Annotated in this window: 19 protein-coding genes and 2 pseudogenes; 3 read left to right on the top strand and 18 right to left on the bottom strand. The window is 43.2% G+C overall.

The window, feature by feature from the left end; genetic code table 11:
* Positions 1 to 64: 64 nt before the first annotated feature.
* From AC50YG_RS06365 to AC50YG_RS06395, 7 genes are all read right to left on the bottom strand, one after another.
* Positions 65 to 538: a heme-degrading domain-containing protein gene (locus AC50YG_RS06365; RefSeq protein WP_494825545.1), complete on the bottom strand. Its 474-nt coding sequence runs from the start codon at positions 536 to 538 to the stop codon at positions 65 to 67.
* A 39-nt stretch (positions 539 to 577) separates the two neighbouring features.
* Positions 578 to 1,594 (bottom strand): Gfo/Idh/MocA family protein, encoded by a 1,017-nt coding sequence (locus AC50YG_RS06370; protein ID WP_494825547.1) that lies wholly within the window; start codon positions 1,592 to 1,594, stop codon positions 578 to 580.
* Between the two features lie 247 nt (positions 1,595 to 1,841).
* On the bottom strand, positions 1,842 to 3,482 hold the full coding sequence (locus AC50YG_RS06375) for a response regulator transcription factor (protein WP_494826344.1): 1,641 nt from the start codon (positions 3,480 to 3,482) through the stop codon (positions 1,842 to 1,844).
* Positions 3,469 to 5,199 (bottom strand): sensor histidine kinase, encoded by a 1,731-nt coding sequence (locus AC50YG_RS06380; protein ID WP_494825549.1) that lies wholly within the window; start codon positions 5,197 to 5,199, stop codon positions 3,469 to 3,471. The genes AC50YG_RS06375 and AC50YG_RS06380 overlap by 14 nt, the downstream gene beginning before the upstream one ends.
* 92 nt (positions 5,200 to 5,291) lie before the next feature.
* The gene (locus AC50YG_RS06385; protein WP_473758203.1) at positions 5,292 to 6,170 is read right to left on the bottom strand and encodes a carbohydrate ABC transporter permease; all 879 of its coding nucleotides are present in this window, start codon (positions 6,168 to 6,170) and stop codon (positions 5,292 to 5,294) included.
* A gap of 112 nt (positions 6,171 to 6,282) precedes the next feature.
* Positions 6,283 to 7,173 (bottom strand): ABC transporter permease, encoded by an 891-nt coding sequence (locus AC50YG_RS06390; protein ID WP_473758424.1) that lies wholly within the window; start codon positions 7,171 to 7,173, stop codon positions 6,283 to 6,285.
* Positions 7,174 to 7,271: 98 nt separating this feature from the next.
* Positions 7,272 to 9,041, bottom strand: coding sequence for an extracellular solute-binding protein (locus AC50YG_RS06395; RefSeq protein ID WP_494825552.1), 1,770 nt, complete (start codon positions 9,039 to 9,041; stop codon positions 7,272 to 7,274).
* A 604-nt stretch (positions 9,042 to 9,645) separates the two neighbouring features.
* Here AC50YG_RS06395 and AC50YG_RS06400 point away from each other — a divergent pair.
* Positions 9,646 to 11,652 carry a M6 family metalloprotease domain-containing protein gene (locus AC50YG_RS06400; RefSeq protein WP_494825554.1) on the top strand — a complete coding sequence of 669 codons (2,007 nt, stop codon included), beginning with the start codon at positions 9,646 to 9,648 and terminating at the stop codon, positions 11,650 to 11,652.
* Positions 11,653 to 12,061: 409 nt separating this feature from the next.
* Here AC50YG_RS06400 and AC50YG_RS06405 read toward each other — a convergent pair.
* The 3 genes and pseudogenes from AC50YG_RS06405 to AC50YG_RS06415 form a co-directional block, all read right to left on the bottom strand.
* Positions 12,062 to 12,163: pseudogene (locus AC50YG_RS06405) on the bottom strand (oxidoreductase); the annotation flags it as partial.
* Positions 12,164 to 12,180: 17 nt separating this feature from the next.
* Positions 12,181 to 12,525 (bottom strand): rhodanese-like domain-containing protein, encoded by a 345-nt coding sequence (locus AC50YG_RS06410; RefSeq protein WP_494825556.1) that lies wholly within the window; start codon positions 12,523 to 12,525, stop codon positions 12,181 to 12,183.
* 155 nt (positions 12,526 to 12,680) lie between these two features.
* Complete coding sequence (locus AC50YG_RS06415) at positions 12,681 to 13,481, bottom strand: AraC family transcriptional regulator (RefSeq protein WP_494825558.1); 801 nt, start codon at positions 13,479 to 13,481, stop codon at positions 12,681 to 12,683.
* Positions 13,482 to 13,671: 190 nt separating this feature from the next.
* Between AC50YG_RS06415 and AC50YG_RS06420 the strand changes: the two genes are divergently transcribed.
* The gene (locus AC50YG_RS06420) at positions 13,672 to 14,874 is read left to right on the top strand and encodes an MFS transporter (RefSeq protein ID WP_494825560.1); all 1,203 of its coding nucleotides are present in this window, start codon (positions 13,672 to 13,674) and stop codon (positions 14,872 to 14,874) included.
* Positions 14,875 to 15,008: 134 nt separating this feature from the next.
* Here AC50YG_RS06420 and AC50YG_RS06425 read toward each other — a convergent pair.
* The 3 genes and pseudogenes from AC50YG_RS06425 to AC50YG_RS06435 all read right to left on the bottom strand — a co-directional run.
* A pseudogene (locus tag AC50YG_RS06425) lies at positions 15,009 to 16,079 on the bottom strand (hemolysin family protein); the annotation flags it as partial.
* A 321-nt stretch (positions 16,080 to 16,400) separates the two neighbouring features.
* Positions 16,401 to 16,619 carry a hypothetical protein gene (locus tag AC50YG_RS06430; protein ID WP_494825562.1) on the bottom strand — a complete coding sequence of 73 codons (219 nt, stop codon included), beginning with the start codon at positions 16,617 to 16,619 and terminating at the stop codon, positions 16,401 to 16,403.
* Positions 16,620 to 16,759: 140 nt separating this feature from the next.
* Entirely contained in the window at positions 16,760 to 17,203 is a 444-nt protein-coding gene (locus tag AC50YG_RS06435) for a nuclear transport factor 2 family protein (RefSeq protein WP_494825564.1), read from the bottom strand.
* Between the two features lie 172 nt (positions 17,204 to 17,375).
* Here AC50YG_RS06435 and AC50YG_RS06440 point away from each other — a divergent pair, with 172 nt between their 5' ends.
* Positions 17,376 to 17,951 carry a TetR/AcrR family transcriptional regulator gene (locus AC50YG_RS06440; protein ID WP_494825565.1) on the top strand — a complete coding sequence of 192 codons (576 nt, stop codon included), beginning with the start codon at positions 17,376 to 17,378 and terminating at the stop codon, positions 17,949 to 17,951.
* Positions 17,952 to 18,072: 121 nt separating this feature from the next.
* Here the strand turns inward: AC50YG_RS06440 and AC50YG_RS06445 are convergent, their stop codons facing one another.
* The 5 genes from AC50YG_RS06445 to AC50YG_RS06465 form a co-directional block, all read right to left on the bottom strand.
* The gene (locus AC50YG_RS06445) at positions 18,073 to 19,683 is read right to left on the bottom strand and encodes a glycoside hydrolase family 43 protein (protein WP_494825567.1); all 1,611 of its coding nucleotides are present in this window, start codon (positions 19,681 to 19,683) and stop codon (positions 18,073 to 18,075) included.
* A gap of 23 nt (positions 19,684 to 19,706) precedes the next feature.
* Positions 19,707 to 21,287, bottom strand: coding sequence for a response regulator transcription factor (locus AC50YG_RS06450; RefSeq protein ID WP_494825569.1), 1,581 nt, complete (start codon positions 21,285 to 21,287; stop codon positions 19,707 to 19,709).
* Positions 21,275 to 22,984, bottom strand: coding sequence for a sensor histidine kinase (locus AC50YG_RS06455; RefSeq protein ID WP_494825571.1), 1,710 nt, complete (start codon positions 22,982 to 22,984; stop codon positions 21,275 to 21,277). The genes AC50YG_RS06450 and AC50YG_RS06455 overlap by 13 nt, the downstream gene beginning before the upstream one ends.
* A 149-nt stretch (positions 22,985 to 23,133) precedes the next feature.
* A complete protein-coding gene (locus AC50YG_RS06460; protein WP_494825573.1) occupies positions 23,134 to 24,489 on the bottom strand; it encodes an ABC transporter substrate-binding protein in 1,356 nt (451 codons plus the stop codon).
* A gap of 122 nt (positions 24,490 to 24,611) precedes the next feature.
* Positions 24,612 to 25,448, bottom strand: a complete 837-nt coding sequence (locus AC50YG_RS06465; protein WP_494825575.1) for a carbohydrate ABC transporter permease — start codon at positions 25,446 to 25,448, stop codon at positions 24,612 to 24,614.
* Positions 25,449 to 25,456 lie beyond the last annotated feature (8 nt).

Below are 25,456 nucleotides of genomic sequence, written 5' to 3' on the forward strand. Positions count from 1 at the left end.
CGATCATCATGGATGACCGATTGGTGTTTGGTAAAGCAGCAGCATTTCCTGCCTGTCAGACCATTCATTTCGGATAATCGCTTACACCTAGTAGAGCACTTAAACAGCTTATTATACGCTCATGTTCATCGACGTCCGAGGTACCCGTAACTGCAATGGCTCCAATAAAGCCAACTCCCTTAACTACAATCGGGAAGCCCCCTCCTGCCGCTACATAGTCAACAGGGCTTAAATGGAGTGCTTGCTCCAGCGTTACGCCTTGCTCCTTCAGCTTCAATTGAACACCTAATGTACTTTGATTGAGCCTGTACACCGTATTTTTCTTCTTCCTAAGCCATTCATCGTTATCGACAGTCGTCCCCTCTAAGGCAGCGTGGAAAATTTGCTGACCGCATTTAGATATATCCACTGCGATAGACTTCCCATCACTTCTGGCTTTGTTTAACAGCCATAAACCAATTTCTATCCCCAAGTCATGACTAAATGTATCAAATTGAAATAACAATTCTTGTTTGGCAATCATCTCATGATTCATCATTCATTCCTCCATCCCTTTATTTCAAACCCGTCTCGCTCATTAATCTTCAAAAGGATATTTAAGTCCCCATTGACGTCGCAATTCATCACACTGCTTCATAATCGATAGGCTTTGCTCCCATGTCATCATTGGCGATTGCTTTAAATTTCCCCTTATGCATTCATTCACATGGGCAATCTCATATTGAAAGCCATCATCTTGAATGCCTTCAACCTTTTGAGGCGCTTTCTCTTCATAGGTTGTCATCTTGCCATCCTTCATCACATGGATTAAGGTAGGCTTCCAATAGGACGGCACTTCAATATAGCCCTGGGTACCATAGATCATGGCGGTATCGACCATATTTGTTCTCACGCCACTGCTCATGACGACAAGCTCACCTTTATCATACTTGGCAATATAGCTTGCTTGCTCGTCAACCTGAATATGGTATTCATCAGAATTAATAGTAGCGAACCCTGTAAGTGCAACAGGATTTTTCCCTAATACAGCTTCGGCAAAATGAAGATTGTAAATCCCTGTATCCAGCAGGCCCCCACCAGCAAGCTCTGGATTCATCCATCGTTTATCACGAAATTCGCCGGGCATTCTAAAAGAAAATGCGATATTCATCGCTCTAATTTCACCAATGCCCTCGTCATTTAATAATGACCTTATCTTGTTCATCATCGGAAAAAATCTAGTCCACATGCCTTCCATGAAAAATACATTATTTTTCTTGGCACATTCTAATACTTCAATTAATTCGCCTTCATTGACACATGCCGGTTTTTCTACCAATACTGATTTTCCGTGCTCCATCGCCATGATCGCCATTTTTTTATGTGCGGGATGTGGTACGGGAATATAGACAACATCAATATCTGTTCTTTCTAACAAAGCTTCATACTCTAGCGCTAAGGGAATATCGTGCTTTAGAGCCATCTTCTGCGCGCTTTCTATTGTTCTAGAGGAGACAGCGACAATTTCCACATCATTCAGCTGTTTGGCACCACAAATCCATCTGTCTACAATACTTCCTGACCCTAATAAGCCCCATCTTATTTTTCTTTCCATTGTTATACTCCTCCCTTTCATTTCGCCCGTCCTGATTCCCCAATCAATGTTACCGCTTTCATTCTACCTTTTAGTATACATGATAGAACGACAGATTCAGATTGTCCAAACCGAGGGATTTTTACCCAAAACAGAGGCGATGCGGATAGATGTGTTATTAAAAATCGACTTTATAAAAAAAGCCCCATCCAATCAAGGGTTTGATAGAATGGGGTTTTGATTTCAATCTCTATACGCTTCCAAAAAGTCAGGACAGCCCCGTTCGATCGCGATATTCCTGAGGGGTCATATTCGAAAATGCTCTAAACAGCTTAATGAAATGCGGCACTGCCTGATAACCAATGATTCGAGCGATTTCATAAATTTTCTTGTCGCTGCTGCGCAGCAAATACGCCGCCAATTCCATCCGGTATCGTAAAATATATTCACTCAAATTGTTTCCCGTCTCTGCCCGGTATGCTCTGGACAAGTAGGCGGGATGCAGACCGATTTGCGCCGCAAGCGTCTGCAGCGATAAATTGTCGTTCATGTTTTGCTCAACGAATTTATGGACTTTGTCAACTAACCCTGCCTGCTTCACAGATGAATTTTCCAATTGCTCTCTCAGGCAGCGGAATATGAAAAATGCCCACTTCTCCAGCTGCTTAAGAGATGGAGCGGCTGGCATGAGACCGAAGGAGGACGATCCGAACTCGCTTAGCAGCTTTCCTTTTTTGTGCGCCATATACTGATAGGCGTTAGCAATGGCGAAATACGCTTCATTGGCATGCTCGGGAGGATAGTCGACGCTTTTCAGTTCATCGAATATCTCGATTAACTTTTCCTCCGCATGCAGCCAGTTCCCCGTATCGAGCAAATGAATGAGGAGAGGAGGTCGATAGAGCGACGTCAGCGTTCCGATCCGAACCTGATCGAGTGTGCCCGTGATTCGCAGAAATAGGCCTTGCCGCCCCTCTTCTACCCGCCTCATGCCATCAATTACTGATCGATATAGTCCAGGAACGCCTTCGGGAAAAGACATCCCGTTAACGGCAAGCGCGATAGAAACGCTGCCATTTAAGAGGGTTTCCGCCTTTTTCTTCAGCATAGCCACCCGGACGTCCATCGTAATTCGATCGATTGTCGTCGTTTCTTGGGTCTGTCCGTTCGTTTCGGCTTTCCCTTTGGCTGATACAACAAAGACGAGATATTCATTATGATCGCGGCAGAACCACAAGTGAAAGACATCCCTAAACAATTCCTCCGCCATATTAGTGACCGCATATTCGATAAGCTCTCTATCCATGCTTTCATATGCTTGCAGCCTGCCCTCCAGCCGCACAATAAACAAGCCTACTTCCTGATTCAGGGAGAAAGGCAAGTCAAGCAGGAAAAGCTTCCGTTCCAGTTCCGTGTACGGGATGCCGTTATCATGCAGCAGACGATTCAGCAGCTCGCTCTTCAACCTAGGCAAATTCTCCCGGAAAGCGTATACGTCGCGCTGCTGCTGCTGTTGCTGCTTCGTCTCGCAGGTGATTTCTTCGGATAATCTGCCTAGCATTTCCCGAAGCTGTTCAGGGTTTACCGGCTTCATTAAGTAGCCGGACGTGTTATATGGCACAACGCCTTGGGCATACTCGAAATCAGCATACCCCGAAATCACGATGATTTTGACTTTGCGGCCCATTTCGCGGATCTCACGAATGAGCTCAATTCCGTTCATCTCCGGCATCCGTATATCCGTAATGACGATATGAATGTTTTGTTCCCGATAAAGCTTTAAAGCCTCCTCACCTGTAAAAGCTTTATGAATATGCCCAATTCTAAGTTCGTCCTTCGGAATGGTAGCAGCTATACTGTCAACCTGAGAGGGAATATCATCTACGATCAGAACTTCAAATATCGGAATCGCCTCCGTTCTTAATCATCAAGCCCACGCGAAGCCCGCCTAAAGATGAATGATCGATCAGAAGCCCTGAGGATTGTCCGAAGTAATGCCTTAGACGTTGATGAACGTTCCTTAGCCCAAGGCTGTGATCCGCGCTCGATTTCAATTGCAGGGAATGCCTTAAAGCATCCAATTCAGCTTGCTGCATTCCTACCCCGTTGTCTTCTACGATGAGCTCCCAGCCTTCCTCGGTCTGTTTGCCGGTTATGACGATTTCGAATTTCCCCTTCTTGCCTTCCATTCCATGCACAATCGCATTCTCGACAAGCGGCTGGAACAGCAATCGGGGCATCAGCAAAGAAAACATGCCTGCTTCAATTTGCTCGTGAAATTGCAGGCGCTCGGACTGCATTCGATGAATTTCCAAATAATTGCGAATTAATTCCATCTCTTCGGTCAAAGAAGTCAATTGCTGCTCTGTCCTTGTCGTATAACGGTAATACTGGCTCAAGTGTTGGGTGAAGGCGATGATCGCGTTCGTCCGTTCAAGCTGCGCCATGCTTTGAATATATGCGAAGTTATTATACAGAAAGTGTGGATTGATTTGTGCCTGCAAATGCTTGAGGGATGACTCTTTAGCCTGAAGCTGCTCCGTGTATACTTTGTCGATTAGCGTTTGAATATCGTGGGACATCAGGTTAAACTGCTCGATCAAAAAATAAAACTCATTGTTGGATACATGCTTGACCCGATGACCATACTCGCCCCGCCGGAGCAATTTCACCGCCCGGATTAAATCGTAGATCGGCTTCTGCACGTTGCGGTACAGCAGCGCCGCGGAGGCGACACCCAGAACCAGCAATAGCAAGCCTGCGGCATAAAACATTTTTTTACTATGATCGATGGGTTCCAGCACTTTTTGCATGGGCTGGAAATCGATCAAATACCATCCGAGCGAGGCTGATGCCACATAATTTACAAGGTAAGGTTCGTTGTGAAAAGTTAATTTGACTGACCCTTCACTCGGGTTTTGTGCTTTGATTTTATCGAATTGCTGGGCCATGGCATGGATCAGTTCGGGCTCCGACTCCCCTGGCATAATGGGTTCGAAGCCTGGACTATAGAGAAATGGCTCTCCAACGCTGCCCTGCTTAAAACGATCTAGCATTTTCACTAGATTTTCCGACGAGAACGAAACTTCGACGTACAAATTTGGATTTTCTGGTTTGGCGTTCGATTCGAAAGGCGTTATTAAATCCCGCACAAATGCGTTCTCCGGTCCCCGCTCCGTAACAATCATGCGATAATCCCAACGCTGCTGGCTCGAATTCCTGAAATAATCCGCATCGTGCTGCTGCAAATAATTCGTAGAAACCATTACGTCCGAAACCGGGGAATACACGGTGAAATCGTTTACCCATTGGAAGGTGGTAGACTGCATATCCAGCTTCTGCAGCAGAAGCGTCTTCGATTGCAGCATGGAATAGGAGGGTTCGGAAGAAGAACGGAGCTGCAGCTGCAGCGCATCCGGGTCGGATGCAACGACGAAGGCAGCTCGCCATAAACGATCTGCTTCGACGTCCATCTGCTCCACAAAAAAACGGATTCGATTCATGTTGACTTGAAGCAGCTCCTGCTCAACAACGCCGGTACTGATCTTATTCGACGAATTATACATCATAACGACAGGGATGAGCATGAGTACGATCACGATCATGACTTTCGTGAATATATTCATTCTGCCTCCCATAACGCTTCTGTTGTATAACATAGGTCTCCTCCAATTCAATTCCATCTTCTCTGCTGGGCAGATTTAACCTAGGATTTAACCTAGGACTTCACCGAGCCCAGCACAATTCCTTTAACAAAATACTTTTGCAAAAATGGATATACGAGTAAAATCGGCAACGCGCCGATAAAAATTTGCGCTGTTTTAATTGTGCGGTTGGAGAAATTTGCTACACTTTCCGATGTTACACCAATTCGAGACATATTGTCACTAACAATCATGGAATGCAAATAAGTGGCGAGCGGATACCCATCCGGATTGGTCATATAGATGACGCCGTCAAACCATGAATTCCAATGAGATACCATTGAAAATAAAGATAATGTCGCAATGGACGGCATCGATACAGGTAAATAAACGCTCCAAAGCACTCTCAGATGGCCCGCTCCATCGATATGGGCAGCCTCTTCCAGCTCCTGCGGAATCGTTCGAAAGAAATTGAGCATTAAAATCATATTCCATACGCTGACGGCCGAAGGCAATATCAACGCCCAAATTGTATCAATCAGATGCAGCTTGCTGACCAATATATATGAGGGGATTAGACCACCAGAGAACAGCATCGTGAAAACGAATATCCAAATGTAAATTTGACGCCCCGGGAATTTGTAGCTGGATTTCGATAAGCTGTAGGAAGCCATCGTGACTACGACCATTGAAAGTATCGTGCCTAACACGGTTCGCTCTACGCCGATCCACATGGCTTTCAGAAATTTCCCGTTGGCCAGCGTCTTGACATAGGCGTCCGTCGTAAAGCCGACCGGCCAAAAATTGACGATATTCGCTGTTGCCGCAGCCCGTGAGCTGAAGGACACCGCAAGCACATGAATAAGTGGAAGAATACAAATGAGCGCCAGCAGGCAGAGAAAGACGGTATTTAAAATCGTAAATACGGTGTAGCTTCTAGAGCGGTAGTACATGGTGGGCCTCCTCAAGCGTAAACGACTGAAGCCGTCCTTTGGCGGCATAGCAACCGTTTCGCGATGAAATATAAGTCTATTTATAAGAGTGAGGCTTATAAATTCTTATATTTTAAAAAATCCGGTAGTTAGCTAGCTTATACGCCAATCTGTAGCTGATGACGATTAAGATGAAGCCGATAAACGACTTGAATAGCCCAACCGCCGTTCCGAAGCTGAACTGTCCGTTGTTCAGTCCTTCCCGGTAAACGAAGGTATCAATGATATCTCCGTGTGAATACACGAGCGGATTGTACAAGTTCAGAATTTGATCGAAGCCGGCATCCAAAATCCGACCGAGCGATAGCGTCGCTACTACGATCACGATTGGCAAAATGAGCGGAATGGATATGGATTTGACTTGCTGCCAGCGGGTAGCCCCGTCGATTTCGGCCGCCTCGTATAAAGCCGGATTGATGCCTATTAGAGTAGCCAAGAAAATAATGGCGGAGAAACCAAACTCCTTCCACACGTCGCTAAGGATGACTGTAAATCGGAACCATGGGCCATTGCCTAAGAAAAAGATGCTGTTTATGCCGAATGATTCAAGGACGCGATTGACGATCCCGCCCTCCGTCGATAGAATATCGAGCATAATGCCGCCTAGGATAACCCATGACAAAAAGTGCGGCAAATAGACGAGTGTCTGTACAACCCTCTTAAAAAACATCTTCCTGACTTCATTGAGCAAAAGAGCGAAAATAATGGGAATAAATAAATTCATGATCACCTTAAATGCGGCGATAATTAGCGTGTTCCAGATGACCTGCTTGCCGTCCGGATACGTGAACAGATACCGGAAATGATCCAAGCCTACCCAAGTCGACCCCTTGATGCCAAGCCATGGCTGATAGTCTTGAAAGGCAATGACAACTCCAAACAAAGGGATATATTGAAACACGATGCATAATAATAAGGCCGGCAACAAAAGCATGTGGAACGGCCATGTTTTTCTCCAGTACATTGCCAATTCGTACCCTTCCTTTCATCGAAAAAACGGAAAGGAGACCGGCAGCGAATGCTGCCCTCTCCTCCGCCCTTCATTGCTGTTGTCAGCGCGCGTTACTGGTTTTCTGCATACCACGCGTTGACTTCATCCGTAATTTTCTGGCCGCCGTTATCCAGCCATTCTTTGACGAATTCATCGAAATACTCGATCGGCTGATCGCCGTAAATGATTTTGAGGTAGCTTTCAGTAGCAAGCTTCTTCAGCAATTCGCCTTTGGATTTCATCGTCGGTGTCATTGGGCCGGTAAAATAGTTTTTCCCCTCTGTAATGCCTTGGTTAATCCGGACGCCCTGAGCATCAATTTGTTTCTTCTTCATTTGTTTAACATCAAATTCTTTGGAGGTTATAGGCTCAGCGGTCGGATCGGCCAAAAACTTCTTCACTGGAGCCTCGTTGGAGTACGGAATCGTCACGCTGGAGCCGAGAATATTCGTCATCATGAATCTCATATCCATGCTTCTTCCATCTTTAAGCGGCCATTGGTCTGCTGGAACGCCCGCCGCTTCGTATTCGCCCTTGATGAGCTTACCGTTGTATTTCACAAAATCGTATCCTTCGTAATAACCGTCTTTCCAACGTGGATCGAAGTACGGATCGCCTTCTTGCTCCAATTGCTTCGCGAACATTTTGTTGAAATAAGCGAACCATACCTCGATATCCTTAAAGTCTTTATTAAACACGGTAAAGCCCGAAACCAGCATCTTCTCCGCACGACCTACCAGACCATCCGGACCGGCTGGAAGTGGATAAGGCTCAAAGTTGGCTTTGGGATCGTTATTGGTCGCGTCACTCAGCGGCCAGTCACCCATCCAGGCCGGACCAAACATAATGCCGGCTTTGCCGCTGGCAACCAATTCGGAGGATTTTGACGGATCCTTGATTCCGGCTTCCTTGTCCATATAACCTTTGCTCATCCAATCCTTCATCGTTTGCAGATACAGTTTGGCGTCTGGGTTAATCGCGCCATAGCTAAGCTTGCCGTCTTCTCCCTTGTTCCAGAAGCTGCGGATGTCGGAGGTATTGATCATTTGGGTGGTGAGGGCTGCAACAATGGCGTCCGTCTGACCCATCCAAGTCCATGGTCCTTCTTTAAGCGGAACGGCCAGACCGATCGTATCGTTCTTTCCGTTTTTATCAGGGTCATTCTCCGTAAATTGCTGGAGTACGTTCTCGAACTCGGCCAGCGTCTTAGGCGGCTGAAGACCTAGATTATCAAGCCAGTCTTTGCGAACCCACATCACGGTGCCTTCGTCACCCATGAAGAAGGATGGCAAACCATAAATTTTGCCGTCTTTTTTGACTTCCCCCAGGGTATATCCATAGTTTTCTAATAATTCCTTGTATCCTGGATGCGCATATTTTTCAATTGCTTCGTCTAGAGACATTAGCTTATTGGCTGCAAGCAAGCTTTGAAGCGGCTCGCCCTGGGCTCTGAAAGCATCAGGAAGCTTGGCGCCGCTGGAGAGCAGGAGGCGAAGCTTCGTATCGTAATCTTCCGGTTTCGTTACAATAAAATCGAATTTCACGTTGATGCCCATATTGTCCTTCATCCAGCGTATATTCATGTTGTCTTCCATCGACTCGCCGGGCTTGAACGCATTGCCCCTCGAAGCGCCATCATCGACAATGGCAGTCGTAATCGTAACCGGAGGGTCAAACTTCTGTTCCCACGTACCCGCCCCAGCCGAAGAGCTTTCAGCTGTGGTTGCCGGGCTGCCCGATGGCTGTTGATTATTATTGCCCGAACATGCGGCTAAAGTCGGCAATACTCCAACCGCAATAGAAAGCGCTAACAACTTTGCGAACTTAACATAATGACCCATGTTTTACCCCATTTCTATACTTTGATGGTACAAAGCTAATTATAGGGTCATAGAGCAGCTGTTTATATATTCGGTTTTTAACCTCATATCGAAAATCGTACATTCCTCTTTTCGGTCAGGCTTTTTTTGTTGGAATCTAAACAGGCACCTACTATAGTTCAAACAAAAGCTCAACCTATTCTATATATAACTAATAGGTTGAGCCTTTTGATTTATTAGATTCTTTATACTTGAGCATGCATGGCTAGATGAAATCCCATTCTGTACTGTTTTATGGTCCATGATGATCGCCTGGAAGATGAGGCGTTTCGGATTACATTTGTCCCGCCAATGGGAATCCGGCTATTCATCTGCCCATATTAAGACTATTCCATAAAATATCATTTAAACAAAAAACTAGACATATTGTAAAAATTTACTTATATTGTGATAGGAGGTATTCCAGGCTTCTGTTAGATGCATCTGTCGATTTAATCTATCTATGAATCTGGTGCGATTATCAACAGAATATTCCTCATATCAATGAAAGGGAGGGACGACCTTTATGAATCTATAAAAAAAACGATTTTATGATCAACAAAAAAAATTTAAAGGAGGAATATTTATGAAGCATAGTTTCAAGTTTATGTTCACATCCATTTTTTCTTTGATTTGTGTTTTGTGCATTCATACGAGCGTTTTTGCTGCACCAGCATACAATGGGGTTGTCGAAATGGAGCAACCGTCAGGCGAGTCGTTTCAAGCTACGATGCATGGAGATGAATGGTTCCATTGGGCAAGTACAAACGATGGCGACATACTTATACAAGATCAGCAGGGGTATTGGAATTACGCTGAACTTACATCAAACGACCTGAAATCGACGGGAGAAAAATATAAAATTGACAAGAAGCCTGCAAAAGCGGTAGATGAGAACCATTTAACCACATGGGTAAACAAATACAATCCTCAAGCTCAGAAAAAACAGGAGCTGATAAATGAGCTGCAAAAGGAATCCTCATCTTCTCTTGAACGTTCAGAATCGAAAGAGTTTACGGGATCACTACAAAATATTGATGGAACTGTCACTTCAGTTTCAGGAACCAAAAAATTACTAGTTTTGTTAATTGAGTTTACAAATATTGATATCGCATATAGCGACAACGATTGGAGCAACAAATTCTTTTCAGCAAATCAAAAGTCAATTAAAGATTACTATAATGAAGTGAGTAATGGAAAAGTGCAGCTCACTCCAGCGTCCGAATTATATGGCACGCAAAATGATGGGGTAGTAAAGGTAAAACTAGACTACGATCATCCGGATACATCGGGAAAAAGCATGGGAACAGTTATAACAGATGCACTGACTAAAGCTGATCTTGCAGTGAATTATGCTAGTTTCGATACCAATAATGATCAGGTCATCGATTCTAAAGATGGTTTCTACATTGTAACTATTCTTGCTGGTAATGAAGAGGCTAGTGGTGGTCCAGCACCAAATGTTTGGGCACATCAGTCGTTTGCTCCCGACACCAATCACGATGGTGTTACAGTATCAGGTATGTATACGGCACAGGGCGAAAAACAATATGGTCATATGGCAACGATTGGTCTCCTTGCTCATGAATTAGGCCATTCCTTTGGTCTTCCAGATCTCTATGGTTCTAATAATCATGTGGGTGAGCTAAGTATAATGGCTAATGGATCCTGGAATAGTCTTCAAGGAGAAGATTATGGAGCTACACCCACTCATATGGATGCCTGGTCAAAAGTAAAATTAGGATTTGTAACACCTGTTGTAGTAAATACAACAAACAATGTTACTCTGCATAGCATCCTTAATAACTATAATGTTATAAAGATTCCTTTAGCGGATAATTCTTATTTTTTAGTTGAGAATCGCCAAAAAGTTGGATATGATGCAAGCTTGCCAACCGTTTCTGGCGGCATCGCGATTTGGCATATTGATGAATCCATGAATAATATCCAAAATGATCCTCACCCTTTCATCGATATTGAGCAATCCGTTAGTGAATACCAGGACTCGTTCTATTACACGAATAATAATCATGCTGCTTCCTTTGGTCCAGGTACCAATCCAAACAGTAATACCTACACTGGAAATAATTCAGGAGTTACAATTACGACGACAAGTACAAGTAATTCCGCTATGAATACGACAGTAACAGTAGGAGGAGCCAATCTGATTCCGCAAACGAATTGGACGCTAAAATATGTAGACAGCGATGAATTGTACAATGAAGCCCTGAAAGCCTTTGATGGAAACAACAGCACGTTGTGGCACACGAAATGGTCCCCAGTAGCTCCAATGCCGCACGAGATTCAAATTGATCTGGGTGCATCCTATACTCTCTCCAAATTCAGCTATCTGCCAAGACAAGATGGCCAAGTGAACGGAACGATCAAGGACTATGAGTTCTACGTCAGCACTGATGGGGTAAACTGGGGAACATCTGTAGCCTCAGGTGCCTTTACAAATGATACCACTTTGAAAGAAGTCAGCTTTGCAGCCAAGACAGGTCGATATATTAGACTGCGAGCCTTAAGTGAGGTAAACAATAACCCATGGACAAGTATGGCTGAACTTAATGTATTTGGAGTGACGCAATAATGTATTTGTGAGGGCAGCTATTGAAATGATTGTACGCTAATGCTACCCGAAAGGTTATCATCTGCTGAGAGGTTCGTTCAGCATTTGATAACCTTTTTAAAACAGCATATATCGAATGGGACCAGCCTACTCAAATCCCGTTTCTTAACAGAATTGTCAATCCGGAAGGCGACTATACATCAGCCCTTAAAATTCGAAGTACCGGGCATCTTAATGCGATTTTTGAGTTTCTTCCGCCACCTTATGGCACACTAGAGATTTTCTTTCTTTAGCCAGTTGAGCTGCCAAGCGTACAAAGAGGCCAACCTATTATACAAAACTAATAGGTTGGCCTCTTTGATTTTTTAGATTTATCAGGCTCTCGTTAACCAACCGAACCGCTTTATTGGTTCCAGAGACCGCCTGAGGTTCCGCCCTTTTTATCAACCGAATACTGACACATTGGCGGCATTACGATGCGATTTTTCAATTCCAAACCTTTAAATGTATAGGGACTAAATAAAACTTTCATGAGAAAGACTCCTCTCTTTATTTAACTACATAGAGAAATTCAAATCCTCGCTTTCGCAAAATCCGCGCAGCTTTTTTTGATTTAAATGCCCTAGTAGACAATATGATGACATTATCCTCACGGATAAGATGCTTTTTCCATACGTAAGGAAGGCGGCCTAGCGAGATATTGATCGTCCCAGCTGTAGGATCGGACAAATACTCGAGTGAATCTCGAATATCAATCACTTTATATTCACGAAATTCATCCCGCCGTTTCAAAAAATCTTGATAATCGATATGTTTAAGGTTTGGCATGGGCCATAACTGACGTATAACAACGAACATTGTGATTATAACGGCTAAAAAAATCAACCAAAACATCCCGAATCCCTCACTTATCTCATTCGGATTTTAACTGCAGTTACCAATAAAAGCATGCGCATGCATTTAATTTAACGCAAAAAGCAAATGGTGTCAAGCCTAGCGTGTCCCTTTCATGGACATTTTCTACAGACTATGCTTGACTCCTCCGCTCTTTATAAATTTATCCGTTCGCGAAGCTCCCGTTTACGATATTGACTAGGTGACTCAGTCATTAGTCGTGTAAATAAAATAGTAAAATAATTTGCATTTTCATAACCAAGCAAATGGGCGATCACTGAAATTTTCAGCTTGGTTGAAACAAGCATTTGTCTAGCTTCAGCCATGCGACGATTTAAAATATAATTGATCGGCGAGTCGTTATACTTTCGATGAAACACATGAGAAATATAATAGGGACTCAAATGAAACTCGGTAGCAATCTCTTGCAGCGTAAGATGGCGCAAATAGTGAATATCCAAATATTCTTTAATTCCAATCGCCAAGGATTCTGCATCCCGAACTTTATTCAAGGTCGTATTTTCTTTATTCAACCGATGTACCCAAACGACCAATACCGTCAATAATTGCTGGGCGGCCTGCTGGTACTGATCCCGTTTATGCTGCGCCTCTTCAAATAACAAATCAAATAACGATTGAATCGTATTTTTATGTTCTTTTGTTTTCATGACAGGACAGCATTCGAGCGGTATTAACATCTCCATATCCGGATGTAAAATGCCGCTATAGTAAAGCGCTAGCGGATTATTCTCGCTGGAATACTCTTCATGAATTACGCCTTTATTGTATACTAACAGGTCTCCCGCCTGCACCGCGTAACGCTCCCCCGCAATCGTCACAACGCCTTCGCCCTTCGTTACAAAAATCAGCTCGCTGAAATGCTGATGCCGATGCGTCGGGAAGCTCCAATCCGGATGCTCCAACACTTTTCCAATATATTGTAAGGTTAAATTCATAGATGTCCTCGTCCTCATATCCCAAGTTGGCTGCTCTAACATCATTATCATTTATACAGGCTGCAAATAGCAAGATCTATCACATTTTGATAAAGGAAGCCAAGATGTTGCATTGTAAATCCATTGATCAGAAACTATGATTATAACTTGTATATTAGATAGAGAAACAGACAGGATAGGAGAATTTTCAATGTTAAATTCACAATCGCTTGCGGGTGTTCAGTCGCAGCGCAAGGAGAAAATGCCAGCCTCGCTTATGTGGTTAACGATGGGAGCCTTCGCCATTGGCATGACCGAATTTTTAGTCATGGGATTGCTGCCAAACGTGGCATCCGATCTTAACGTGACCATACCTCAAGCGGGTCAAATCATTACGAGCTATGCCCTAGGTGTTGCAATCGGTGCACCCCTATTGACCATTATGACGCATTCCGTAGCTAAGAAACGGCTGCTGCTGCTGCTTATACTCATTTTCATTCTGGGTAATGCCTTTTCCATGCTTGCTCCCACGTATCCCTTGCTCATCTTTGCAAGAATCGTGACGGCGCTGGCGCATGGCACTTTTCTTGGCGCTGGCACTTTAATCGCGACACATCTCGTTCCTCCCCACAGAAAGGGAAGTGCAGTAGCACTTGTATTAGCTGGACTTACGATTGCCAACATTGTTGGCGTACCCTTTGGCACCTTTATCGGTCAGGAATTCGGATGGAGAGCTTCTTTTGGCGTCATCACTGTTTTGGGCATTGTTTCACTTGCAGGAATATGGAAATACATCCCTATTATTTCCGAAAGCCACAATGCGAGCGTTTGGCAGGAAATTAAGGCTGTTGTTAAACCTCAGGTTTTGCTAATGCTTATAGCTGGCTTATTTGGCTGCGCAAGCTTGTTCGCCTTATTCACCTACATCTCGCCCGTGCTTCAGGAGATGAGTGGATTTAAGGAGCACAACGTCACCTGGATTCTTGTCATTTTCGGCATATCCGTTACCATCGGCAATTTAATTGGAGGCAAGCTGGCGGATTGGAAGCTGCTCCCTGCTCTTATGGTTAATTTTGCATTTTTAAGCATCGTGTTAGCCGCTTTGTCGGTTACCTTGTACAATCCTATTTTGGCCATAGCCACTTTATTTATTTGGGGAATTGCCGCCTTCAGCATTATGCCGGGCATTCAGCTCCGTACCATGACTTTGGCGAGTGAGGCTCCCATGCTTGTCGCGACGTCCAATCACTCTTTCCTCAATATGGGAAATGCCTTAGGCGCCTACATTGGCGGCTTCGTCATAACGCATTCTGGTCTAGGCGGCTTGCCATGGCTGGCAGCGGGCCTGGCCTTGATCGGTTTCTTGCTGGTCATCGTCATCCTATTAACTGATAGAACGACTGTTCGTATCTAGGCAGCTAAATAAATAGAAATAACTTTGCAGCCCTTCATTCCTAGCAGTGAATACTGGGCGAAACGCAAACAGAAGAAGACCGTTTTTCACGGTCTTCTTCTGTTTTAAAGACTTGTTTACTTGATAGGCTTCACTTCAATCATTTTTTCTATTCCTTTACGTTCATCTGCATCAAATTCATCGTGAATTTCCCCTACAATTACTTCGAGAATGTCCTCTATGGTTACAAGTCCAGACGTTCCGCCATATTCGTCTATGAGAACAGCAAGATGAACTCGCTCCTGCTGCATACGTTTAAGCAATACTTTCAAAGGTGTCGCTTCGGAAACAGTCACAACAGGATGAAGGAGCTTTTTCACATCCAATTCGCTGTCAATCTTATCATGTTGTAAAAATAATTGCTTCGTATTAATCATCCCTACTATATGATCTTTATGATCTGTCGCTACTGGAAATCGTGTATATTGCTCCTTCTGAATAATCTCCATGTTCTCGGATATAGATAAGTTCGTAAATAAACAAACCATATCGGTTCTTGGAACCATGACATCCTTCGCAACCATATCATCGAAAGCAAAAATACGATTCATATACCCATATTCTGTATTGTTAATTTTACCACTTTGAAGGCTATCGTTTAATATGATTTGAATCTCTTCTTCAGAATGCGCTTCTTCATGCTCTTTAGCGGCCTTTAAGCCGAAAAAACGAACCAAAGCATTTGCTGAACCATTTAAAAGCCAGATGAATGGATACATAACCTTATAGAAAAAGATAATCGGTTTGGCTACAGCAAAACTAACGAATTCCGGCTTTTGAATAGCCCACGTTTTCGGAGCAAGCTCACCCACAACGACGTGAAGAAAGGTTACGAGCGAGAAAGCCAATATAAAAGATAAGATGAGACTAATATCGGTGTTCAAGTTCATGCTTTCAAATACAGGGAGAAGAAGCTTCTCCACGGCTGGTTTGCCCAACCATCCTAGACCTAATGCAGTAATGGTTATACCCAATTGACATGCAGACAAATACCCATCCAAATTTCGAGTTACGTGTAGTACAGCACTAGCATTTTTCCGCCCCTCTAAGACCAATTGGTCTACACGACTGGAGCGAAGTTTAATGATGGCGAATTCAGTAGCTACAAAAAATGCGGTCAGTAAAATTAGCACAGCAATCAAGAACAAACTTAAACCCGTACTCATTTGAGTCTCATCACAATCCTTCTTTGTATTTTGAGTTCATATGAACTATTATATTGAACTATTCAATGAACCTCAAAATGCCCCAAAGATCAGGAATGGCTGCTTTTAATCAAATAAGCTCGTTTTCACGATAAAATAATCACTTCTTCACGTTTCTCTATAGCTCATGTAGTTTTGCTGGTCCTTACAGAAAATGTGTCAATCTGAGAAACATTTGTTAAGGCAAATAACTAGCTCTAATACAAGCAAGGAACGTCAAAGAGACTGTACCTCCGCAAAGGTTCGGGGGGATATCTCATCAAATATAGCTAAAGAATGTTCTTACTTGAGCTCATAATAAACATCCGGTACGGGCGTTTGTTTGAAAATGGATTGTTTCCTCAAGTAGGCTTTACCATTTACCTGAACTTCAAGCTCATTGAAGCTTTCAATGAGACCCCAACCAACCATTTTATCTTCATTAAAAACAATGACGAAATAACCCATAAAAATCGCATTATCAAACTCAAAATCAGAGCTAAGTGTTGTATTTACACTCATAATTTTGTACTCCTCTCTTTTTTAACCTTTCTGCTTCTCTTACTAGAACCTCGTCCGCTTCAGTCACTTTACAAAAGGATCGAAATCATAATAAAAGACGGGATACAACAAGGTATTCCCGTCTTTTCGTAATATTTTGCTTAGCTTTGTAAAACCTTTGCTTCAACAAAAATGTATTTTGATGTGCGCTCCTTAATGAGCCACTTTTCATTTTGACGTACATATACATCATGATATTGAACACTATAATCAGTGAGGACTTCTGTGCCCTCCTCACCGTCACGCAACATTTTTATATGAGAAAATACGACTCCCGATGCCGTATCTCCATCCACGTTTACAACATGCTGCCCGTTCAGAGTGAAGTATCGTTTCACAAGTGAAACGTGACCGTTGAACTCCTCCTCCAGTTGTGCGGTGCCAGAAACATTAGACAGCAATTGGTCACTCATATATATTTTAAATTGGGTATCTGGTGTAAATAATAGCATTTGATCTGAAATTCTTTTCTCATCCGTTAAAGTTGCATAAGCATCCACAAGTTCTCTTAATTCAAGTTTTGCTTGGAGCGTTTCTAGTGACATGATGTTATCCTCCTGGTAATTTGGATTAGAGCAAGTAATCCAACACTTGTTGAACAACTTATTCTTATTGCTTATTATATAAGGTATAGCGATTCGTTCAATTGTTAATCATTCGGTTTTTGTTCGATATTCAACAGAAAACCGTGTTTTGTTGTATTTTTTCAGGGAGGTTATGAAATTGGAAGGTAAAGTTGACAGAAGAATTACAAGAACAAAAGAGGCTATTTTGCAATCCTTTATTACTTTGGTCTCTGAGAAGGACTTTGAAAGCATTACGATCAACGATATTGCAGATCGGGCTAATATCAATAGAGGCACCGTGTATTTTCATTTTGATGATAAATACGACCTTTTGAACAAATGCATAGACGAAAATCTCAATAAAATGATCTCGGCTACGACTGAAACAAATGCAAGCGGGGAGACTGTCGATTTGATAAAATCCTCCTTTTTGCCCGTTATGAATTATTTTGCAGAGAACCATCGATTTTATGTATCTATGCTTGCGAATAAAGGAATACCTGTATTTCGTGAACGAATGCTAGAGCTCGTTACGAGTCACATCAAGCTCCACATTGATATGGGTGGCAATAATCAGAATTACAACAAGGAGCTAGTGACTCAATTTATGGGCTCAGCATTTGTAGGGGTAATCGAATGGTGGATTCTCAATAACATGCCACAATCTCCTATTGAGGTCGCTGATCAGTTATGGGGTTTGTTGACACGGAATCAAGTCATCAATTAATCAACTTGAAGTCATGCTGCTCATGGCATGACTTCATTTCCCAAAATTTCTGAGTAACTACTATCAAATGATACACAAACAAAAAAGCTCCCGATACGAATCGGCAGCCTCTTTGTTTATTTCACAAATCTAGTCCGCTAACGGTAAACCAGCCAAATTCAGCCCAACCAGGTGATGACTGTTCCTTAATAGCGCTTGTCGTCTGATCTTTAACAACATCCGATTTAGCATATACGCCTATTTTAGCTCCTACCCATTTGCTGACCGTTGCTTGAAATAAAGGTGCATTCAGAGCCTCGAAGTGCTCCCCATCTAAACTATATCCAAAGGAGCAGCGGGCTCCAGGGTAAACGTCTGCCCGCAACACAACTTGATCTGCTTCAATAGGCGCTTCCCAAATCACCGTTTCCTGATCCTCGTTTCCATGTACCAGTTGCAATTTTCTTGTATTCATAGATTTGCTGCAGCAAACACGAAAAGCAGCATACTGGTATCCAAACACAATTAACCCAGCCTCCATTCCCACTGGAGCAGCCGAGATGTCCAATAAGGTAGCGGCACTGAAAGAAGGAGCCGGAAACTTCTGCAATAAAAGATGCGGGGCTTGAAACAAAGTATCTTCCCTATTCAACCGCGGCTGGGCAAACAATCTTAGCCAACCCGGCCGCTGCGACAGAGAGTACCAGGTGTCAGACGGATTAGCCTGCCACTGCCACTCCACGCCAAGAGCAGATGCTGCAAAATGATCAGATGAAGTTGGTACCTCGCACGGATACTCCCTTCCTACATCAGGTTTGCGGTACCATTCGAGCGGTTCTCCCACACCATTACCATCCACAGCATTCCCCATAACCGGCCAGCCATCGACCCATGCAACGGGCTGCATATGCACAATTCTGCCGTAAGCACCTTTATCCTGAAAATGCAGAAACCATGATTCCCCGGATTCTAATTCTACCCATCCCCCCTGATGAGGGCCATTTACCTGTGATGCTCCCTGAATGAGCACAACACGCTCTTCATACGGACCGTAAGGACTGGTAGCCCGAAATACCGCTTGCCAGCCGTTCTCCACACCACCTGCAGGAGCAAACACATAATAGTACCCTTGTCGCTTGTACATTTTGGGACCTTCCAGTGTGGGATGTCGCTCGGAATCGTGGAAAATAATCTGGCCCTCACCCAACAGTCTTTTTCCATCAGGCGACATGGGGCGCAGACACAAGCGATGCTTAAGGCCGCTGCGGCTTTTGGCAAATGCGTGGATCAAATAGGCTTGTCCATCTTCATCCCAGAAAGGGCAAGTATCAATGAGGCCTTTACCCGCGTGTACAAGATGCAGCTCCGACCATTCTCCTGCTGGGTCCTCGGCGGTCGTCATAAAAATCCCTACATCAGGATCACCATAAAAAATCCAATACCGGTTGTCATGATAGCGGAGGCTCGGTGCCCATACACCATTCCCATGCTGAGGTCTGTCGTAACCTTCCAGTGGCATACGCTTCAGGGCATGATTGATAAGACGCCAATTTACCAGATCCTTTGAATGCAAAATCGGAAGTCCTGGAATATGTCCAAAGCTGGAGGCTGTCATGTAGAAATCTTCACCTACCCGAATGACATCAGGATCTGAATAGTCGGCGTGCAGTATAGGATTTCTGTAAGTCCCGTCCCCCAGGTCAGCAGTCCATGGTTCTAAGCCATATTTCGGTTTAATAGGTTCCTTCATCATTCTAGTTTCCTCCTATTGTTCAGCTATTTTTGTTTGAACTCGCTTGGGCTCATGCCCGTGTACTTTTTAAATACTTTAGAGAAATACGCACGGTCTGAGTATCCCAGCATATAAGCTACATTCTCTGCCGTTTCATTTTGTCCGCTGAGCAAACGTTTGGCTTCCTCCATTTTCAGAAGATGCACATGATCTGTAAAATTCAAACCGGCCAGTTTCTTGAAATACCGTGAGAAATAGTTTGGGTTAAGATGCAGATATTGCGCAATATCAATAGAAGTCACATTTTTGTAGATATACTGATAAATAAAAGCGTTTATTACCTTAAGATCAGGATTTGTGTTCTGATTGTCTGTGTAAGCCGAGCGCTTCTGCTCCATAAAATCGTCTGAAAAAACACTCATAATTACAAGGGCCTCTCCTAAATTCAACGCTTGCTTTATTTCCTGTTGAAGCCGCTCATCCATTGTCCCCTTCAACTGATAGACCGCCTGCTGCAGCATGCGGATCAGCAGATCCTGAACTTGTTTAGCTTGCGGTCTCTTCTCGCGAATAAGCTTTTCAATAGTGCTTGCATATATGAGGACAAGGGATCTGTTAAACTCGCTTAATGCGGCTGCCCATTTTTGACAATAGGGCTCAATAGCAGTTAAATCTATATCGTCTCTTGTTTCAGCTTGGCTTTCAGGCCCGTCAATTGTAATCAACCACGCAGATTCGTAATACGAGCTTTGCTGTTTCCTGATCATCTCATCAACCTTCGATTTCAACTGAACCAGTGAAACAGGCTGAAAGGAGATTAAGAAACAGCAATTGATTTTTAGAAATTCCGAAATCTTCTCATGAATGTGGTTGAGATGCCCACGGACAGCTAATGGTTCATCTGAGTTGCCGGAGAGGTTAGCAATGAACCATAACTGAAGCCCTTCGGCTTGAATGGGGGTAATCCCTGTTCCTTCCGTCAGTTCTTTGGCTATGTTGTACGCTGCATATTTGACCAACTCCAGGCTGTTCCGATTATAAACGTTCAACATGGAGCCTATATCCAGATGGCATAAAATAACCATATAATTAGGAAATACCCACTCGATCCCCAGTCTTTCTCCCTGCTTTAATAATGACTCCGGCTCAGAGGCTTTAAGAATTTCAAGAAAGAACCGCTGGATTAATAGATCCTTGTTCCGCTCAACATCGCTTTTATAGGCTATCTTCTCCAGTTCGGTTTGGGCAGATTTCATTTTTGCAACCGCTTTTTCGACACTTTGAATAATTTTATCAGGGCTTAATTCGTCCTTGACGATATAATCATCCGCTTCTATACTCATAGCTTCTTTAAGATAATGAAAATCCTCATGACAAGTTAAAAAAATAATCCGCAGCTCGGGATATAAAGAGCGGAAATAATGAGCGAGCTCTATTCCGTTTCCATCAGGTAATCCAATATCCGTAAGCAGGATGTCCGGATACTCTTTCATAAATAATTCCTTGGCTTCACTAACTGAAAAAGCTGCAGCACAGACCGACAGATCATGACTTTCCCAAGGAACAAGCCTTTGCAAATATTCAACAACAGGCACATCATCGTCAATTAACATCACTTTGGCCATGTTACATTTCCTTTCCAACTATTCATTCCGGGTATCCGTAAAATACATACAAAACCCTTGGGGTAATTTGGCGTAACCGTAAAAGATGTTCCCTCACCATAACTGAGAATTAAACGCCTTTTTACATTGTGAAGACCTACGCCTTTTTCATCTGTCGACTGCTCTCCTGAAAGCAGCTTTCCACTCAGCTCCTGTAGTTCCTCTTCACTGATCCCGCTGCCGTTGTCCTCCACCCGGATTTCTATCATGTGATTAACCGCCTCGACAATAACACGAATGCAGGGATTTGAATGATTTCGTTTTATTCCATGAACGATACTGTTTTCTACCAGAGGCTGAAGCAGTAGTCTTGGTACAACTAATTGACGGTATTGTTCAGGCAACACGATATCGAGCTTAATGTTCATCCGGTTTCGCAGGCGCATGATGGACATATATTCTGTTAACAGATTACATTCCTCATATAAAAACAAAGGCTCATTTACACGCAAATGGGCCCGCAATAAAATCATTAGGGAATCAATGTTCTCGCTATTAGAGAAATCTCCCTCCAAAGCCAAATTGCACTTTATGGAATTTAAGGTGTTAAGCAAAAAATGCGGCTGAATTTGAGAAAAAAGAGCATACAATTCGATCGTTCGCTTCTCTTCTTGTTCCTCCTCAATTTTCCTCATTAAGGAATGAATATTATTCAGCATATGATTAACCGCGCTGCCGAGCTGAGCGATTTCATCTTGCCCCTTCACACTGTAGCGAACCGAAGTATTCCCTTCTCCATATTGCTTAACCACGCGCATCAGCTTTCCTATTGGACGATTAAGCCCCCTGGCAATTACAAAAGATATAAAGAGAAATATAAATAAAACAATCAGTATTCCCATCAGTAAGAAGGAGAAGCGCTGTGTAATCTCGCCTGTAACCTCTTTTATATCCACTTCAAAGGTCAGCTTCCATGGCGTTCCTGCTACCTCTGTCTGCTCCAGCATCCAGCCTTTTTGCGCAGCAGCAGGCAAATGCGGGGCACTCCCATCCATCCCAGCTATGAGCAGATTCTCCTCGCTATACAACGAGAATTTCCCATTTGTTGTATTTTCAAATAATTGGATGAAATAAGACTCGGGAATCCCGATAAATAAGGTGCCCAATATTCGGTTTTGTACAGGATCGTAAACGGACTTTTTGCAATAATAATAGTATTGTTCCGATGCCCTTTTCTGCATTATCTCAGGCAACTCTGACCGGAACCATTGTACGACTCCGGAAGCTGCCTCGGATGTGGTCATGTGCTCGAACTGCCTATCCAATCTTAGCAGCTTAATATCTTCAGTTGTTAGCGAACCGACAAGTGGATAGTCCGCTTCATTAATAAAAAAAGTATCAACATGCAATAGCGAGAGTTTACCCACCAGAATGGTCATGCTCTCATTTAAATCCGTATAATTTTGATAATCCTCAAAATGATCAAAGTGCCGCAGCTGATGAAGCTTTCTTAAATCGTAAAATATACCGTTAGCCTGAGGTGTCGTAAATTGATTTACCGTATACAAAATATCATTTGCAGTTTTAGATAGATCATTTGCCATTATGCCCGTGATCCCCTTCATATTTGCATGTGCATTAACTTCGCTGGACTGTTTGTTAGCAAAATAGGAGAACCCTGAAATGAATAGCAACGGGATAATCAAAAACAGCAGCAATGCTGCCTGAATCCTCTGGTAAAACGATATTCGATACAACCACCTCATGCTGTATTCCCCCAAAGTCTGCTTTCTTCTGATACTACACGAGGACTATCTAAAGAAAAATAGGGGAATCGAAATAAATTCGATCTCCCCTTTCGTTATGGTTATGGATTAGCGGCAATTATTTTTTGACCCTCATCCATCATGTATTTCTTAGCTTGCTCATAAGTGGAGTTATCAAGTAAAAATTTATTGATTCCTGCTTCAGCCACTTTCTTTAATTGCTGCTGGTAAGATACACTCACAGATGAAGAGCCTGCCGTATGCACACGTTCATCGAACAGTATATTTGAAAGCACCTGCTTATCCACCAAATCTGATTTTTCACCAATAATCTTCTCCAGCACTGCTTTTCCATCTGCCTTCTTCCAGCCTGGAATTCTTCCCGACAATTCAGCCCCTTCCATCGTTGCAAATTTTATAAACTCAAATGCGGCTTCTTTGTGCTCGGAGTTTTTATGCATAGTCAGAAAGCTTCCGCTTATGCTCGTCAACCCGGATTCTGCAGACGCCGAGGATCGCGGCAATGGTGCAAAGGTGATTTTAAAATCTCTAGGATAGCTTTCTGTATTTAAAAAAGCCTCATCCAATGCGTAGCCTGCAATAGGAAGCATGCTGGTCGTACCGTTCATAAAATCAGTAGCCCAGTGCTGCTTTGCAGCAAGTACATCAGCAAGAGGTTTTACCGACTTGTCTTCTAGCTCCATCGCCCGGCGTAAATTAAACCAATATTCAAAGGAAGGATCATCGAAGAGCAGGGTTCCGTCTTCTTTCAACTGAGGATTTTTGAAATCCGTGTAAGCAATCAGATTAGCGTATTCTCCAAAGGTATGAAAGTAAGTACCGTAGCGGTTTTCGCCGCTCGCTGTAAGCTTTTTGGAATATTCTCTGAAGTCATCCCACGTCCAGTCAAAACCGGGAACCTCAAGGCCCGCTTCCTTCAGATGTGTTTCATTCAAGGCAACAAACCAGAAGCTGGCATCTGTCATTGCAGCATAGTGCTTGCCTTCAAAAATCGGGTTGCGGTAATATTCATTGTCCGGATTAATATTGCTTGCTGTAAAGAATTCATCTAAAGGATATAACATCCCATTACCCGCACGCTCTAGCACAAAACCTTCGTTGTTGAGCAGAACGACATCCACCTCTTCACCTGATGCTGAGAGAACATCAAGCTTTTGCAGCATTTCTCTGGAGTCATTATTTTGTACAAGTGCCACATGCTCTACATTAATATGATCATTCTGTTCATTAAAAGCGGCCACCAGCTTCATCATCGGTTCTCCCGGGTCGCCTTTAGCATTGGTATACAATTTAACCGTAACCTTTTCAGCTGACGAATTTTCTCCGGCTTGATTTTCCGGCTTACTAGTATCGCTTTCGTTCTTCCCGGCATTATTGCCGCAAGCGGCCAAAATCAACATTAAACTCATGAATAGAAAGATAGATGCCTTCTTCATGCGCTGTATCCCCTTTTTGTTATATAGAATGTGCTGCATCTTTATCATACTCATTTGTAAGCGTTTTACCGTGTAACCTGATGCGCTCTTTTTCGTGTATAATTCCATTACATCCTGTTCTGCTATCCTTTTACACCGCCGACTGTAATGCCGTTAATCACTTGTTTTTGCAGGGCAATAAACACTATAATCAGCGGAATAATCGCCGAAACTGCGGCCATCATCATTAGTGAAACGTTGTTTGAATATTCCTGACGGAAGAACTGTATCCCGAGCGGCAGCGGATATAGCTCCTTCGTAAACAGAAAGATGAGCGGGTTCTGATAATCATTCCAGGTCCAGATAAACTTAATAATTCCTGCTGTGGCCAATATAGGTTTGCTAAGAGGCAATAAAATTTGGGCATAAATCCGAACATAGCCTGCACCGTCAATTTTGGCGGATTCAATAAATTCATTGTGAACACCTACCATAAACTGCCGCATTAAGAACGTAAAGTACATGGAAAACATCAGCATGACGATAATGCCTGTATGCGTATTATATAAACCCATCCATTTTATCATAATAAATCTGGGGACCAGTGTCGCTTGTTCAGGAATAATCATAAAGGACATCATCATTCCAAACATCAGGCCTTTCCCGGGTGCTCTTAATTTGGCAAAAGAGAAAGCGGCCATGGACGAAAAAAGTAGGGTAAATACGGTAGCAATAACAGAAAGCTTCAGGGAATTCCAATAAAACAGACCGAATGGCACATTCTCAAGCCACACCTTATGAAAATTACTGAACCAATTCCAGTCCGTTGGAATCCATTGAATAGGGTATATCATGACATCACGTTCAAATTTGGCGGAGGCAGAGAGCATCCATACCAGCGGAACAATAAAGAAGATAGACAAACCGCCAAGCACAACAGTTACGATTATACGGCTCCAATCCCATTTCCTAGCCTTCATTCGTTCAC

This window comes from Paenibacillus sp. J31R34 (assembly GCF_059383715.1).

Bases quoted from the DNA above. Each gene is read 5' to 3' on its own strand.
- AC50YG_RS06365 (WP_494825545.1), bottom strand. From the start codon at position 538: ATGATGAATCATGAGATGATTGCCAAACAAGAATTGTTATTTCAATTT.
- AC50YG_RS06370 (WP_494825547.1), bottom strand. From the start codon at position 1,594: ATGGAAAGAAAAATAAGATGGGGCTTATTAGGGTCAGGAAGTATTGTA.
- AC50YG_RS06380 (WP_494825549.1), bottom strand. From the start codon at position 5,199: ATGAATATATTCACGAAAGTCATGATCGTGATCGTACTCATGCTCATC.
- AC50YG_RS06385 (WP_473758203.1), bottom strand. From the start codon at position 6,170: ATGTACTACCGCTCTAGAAGCTACACCGTATTTACGATTTTAAATACC.
- AC50YG_RS06390 (WP_473758424.1), bottom strand. From the start codon at position 7,173: ATGTACTGGAGAAAAACATGGCCGTTCCACATGCTTTTGTTGCCGGCC.
- AC50YG_RS06395 (WP_494825552.1), bottom strand. From the start codon at position 9,041: ATGGGTCATTATGTTAAGTTCGCAAAGTTGTTAGCGCTTTCTATTGCG.
- AC50YG_RS06400 (WP_494825554.1), top strand. From the start codon at position 9,646: ATGAAGCATAGTTTCAAGTTTATGTTCACATCCATTTTTTCTTTGATT.
- AC50YG_RS06410 (WP_494825556.1), bottom strand. From the start codon at position 12,525: ATGTTTTGGTTGATTTTTTTAGCCGTTATAATCACAATGTTCGTTGTT.
- AC50YG_RS06415 (WP_494825558.1), bottom strand. From the start codon at position 13,481: ATGAATTTAACCTTACAATATATTGGAAAAGTGTTGGAGCATCCGGAT.
- AC50YG_RS06420 (WP_494825560.1), top strand. From the start codon at position 13,672: ATGTTAAATTCACAATCGCTTGCGGGTGTTCAGTCGCAGCGCAAGGAG.
- AC50YG_RS06430 (WP_494825562.1), bottom strand. From the start codon at position 16,619: ATGAGTGTAAATACAACACTTAGCTCTGATTTTGAGTTTGATAATGCG.
- AC50YG_RS06435 (WP_494825564.1), bottom strand. From the start codon at position 17,203: ATGTCACTAGAAACGCTCCAAGCAAAACTTGAATTAAGAGAACTTGTG.
- AC50YG_RS06440 (WP_494825565.1), top strand. From the start codon at position 17,376: ATGAAATTGGAAGGTAAAGTTGACAGAAGAATTACAAGAACAAAAGAG.
- AC50YG_RS06445 (WP_494825567.1), bottom strand. From the start codon at position 19,683: ATGATGAAGGAACCTATTAAACCGAAATATGGCTTAGAACCATGGACT.
- AC50YG_RS06450 (WP_494825569.1), bottom strand. From the start codon at position 21,287: ATGGCCAAAGTGATGTTAATTGACGATGATGTGCCTGTTGTTGAATAT.
- AC50YG_RS06460 (WP_494825573.1), bottom strand. From the start codon at position 24,489: ATGAAGAAGGCATCTATCTTTCTATTCATGAGTTTAATGTTGATTTTG.
- AC50YG_RS06465 (WP_494825575.1), bottom strand. From the start codon at position 25,448: ATGAAGGCTAGGAAATGGGATTGGAGCCGTATAATCGTAACTGTTGTG.